Origin of the sequence: Okeania sp. SIO2C9 (assembly GCF_010672455.1) — a bacterium.
Taxonomy (GTDB): domain Bacteria; phylum Cyanobacteriota; class Cyanobacteriia; order Cyanobacteriales; family Microcoleaceae; genus Okeania.
Map to the genome: position 1 here is coordinate 1 of NZ_JAAHGO010000203.1, position 1,863 is coordinate 1,863.

Below are 1,863 nucleotides of genomic sequence, written 5' to 3' on the forward strand. Positions count from 1 at the left end.
TTGCTTGCGCCATTACTGCTCTCAGGCGTGTACTGTTCGACACTCGGCGCAGCGACCCTTCCGAATGGTGAATTGGTGACAACGAAACAGGTGATTCCGATTCGTTTCACGACCACCACACCGCTTGCCGAGGTCGAGCGCTGCCAATTCTGGGTAACATCAGATAATGGGACAAGCTGGCAATTGGCTCACGAAGAGCACATTGCTGCTGATGCCACCACTGGCCCGCTGTTTCGTTTTGCTGTGCCTCAAGACGGTCGTTATGGCTTCCGAACGACTGCAGTGCTGCATACAGGGACGAGCGAAGCGCCACCCCAAGCTGGCGACACACCGTCAAAAAACTCGATTGTCGTTGTTGATGCGACCCCTCCACAGCTGATCAAAACGCAGGCTGAAGCTAAAATCGCTGACAGCCCTGAACATCTTGATGTAACTTTTTCCTGGGAGAGCAGTGATCCTCATTTTGCTGATTGCCGCATCGAAATGAGCCTCGATGGCGAGAGTTGGTTATTAATTCGTGAAGATCTTGCCGCCAGCGGTGAATTACCCTTAGCTCTCCCGCGCAATGCCTCGTTACGACTCATCGTCAGTGACTACGCTGGTAACAAAACTATTTCCCAGCGCTGGAGTGCCCCGCAGCGGCCAGTTGAGCAGCCCCCTGAGCAAGAAAACTTACAAGAACTCGCGCAAAGCCTTCCTGATCCCAATGAGCAGACTACCGAAGAACCAGCTGGTTCGGCTGCAGCATCAAATAATCCTGCACCAAATAACTTGGCTGCACAAGACGGTCAGACACAAGAACAAGCTGCACAAGCATCAGCAAACAACGAAACAACCAGCGAGCCGCTCAGCAGCGAAGTTGTTGCTGAACCAGCTCGCCCCGTGGTGCCACCAAACCACCAAGCCATTGTCGCCCCTAACGCTGATGCGGTAGTTCAGGTTGACCACAAGCGACCGACCATTCCACGTTCAGCTAGTGGCTCACAACAAACAATTATTACCACGCCAAGCAGTGAAAATTCGTTACAAGACCCCTTAACCCAAGGTCGCTTTGGCAACGTCAGCACCGAACCACAACAAATGCTGGCACGCATTAAACAATCTTCAGTAATTGTGAGCCCTCTTTCTGAACAAGCACTCATCGCTGCCCGGCAAGCACTCAGTGATGGCGACCAAGTCGTTGGTCTCGCTATCCTTGAAACCTTACATAATAGCGACATCAGCCCACGTGCAGCTGCGACTGCGATTGATTGGCTCACGACCAGCGGTGACCCCGATCAAGCCATGACCTGGATTCACAATCTTCCGCCTGAGGCCAATCGATCTTCTTTAGTTGCGTGTGCATTCGCTCGCGCCAGCCTTGCCGTCAACAGCACCGCCAAAGCCGAGTCACTACTGCGCCGGATTGATAGCCAAGACGAGAATTTTGATGAAGCGACTTGGCTGTTGGGACGCTGCATGCAGCAACGTGGCAATGTTAATGGAGCCCGTTTCCAATGGCAGCAACTTGCGAAAGGGTCCAGTTCCTGGGCCCTCAAAGCACGCGAAGCACTGCAAGCACTACGTTAATTTTTTGAGCGCATTACCTTAGTTATCATTTTAAAGGAAGTTCATGTCACAACATTACCCCATCGCTGTTCTTGGTGCTGGCCCTGCTGGGGCAAACTACATTCGTGAGCTTAAGCGCGTCTGGGATATTAATCTTGTTGGCTTCACCAACCGCAGTGAGCTTCGCCGAAGAAGGGGAAATCAAGAATTAGAATTACTTTAAGTAGGGATAAGTTCACCTGGTCTTAATTTTGCCCATTTGCCCATTTCTTCTTTAAAACTTTCACAACCAACAACATCCCACTCCATTTCAAT

The 1,863-nt window shown here is 51.4% G+C and carries 2 protein-coding genes; one reads left to right on the forward strand and one right to left on the reverse strand.

The features are described from left to right. On the forward strand, positions 1-1,569 hold a 1,569-nt coding region (locus F6K23_RS40290), incomplete at its 5' end, for a M48 family metallopeptidase (RefSeq protein ID WP_293166799.1). Between the two features lie 198 nt (positions 1,570-1,767). Here F6K23_RS40290 and F6K23_RS40295 read toward each other — a convergent pair. Continuing rightward, the coding region (locus F6K23_RS40295; RefSeq protein WP_293166801.1) for a Ycf34 family protein at positions 1,768-1,863 on the reverse strand (96 nt) is incomplete at its 5' end.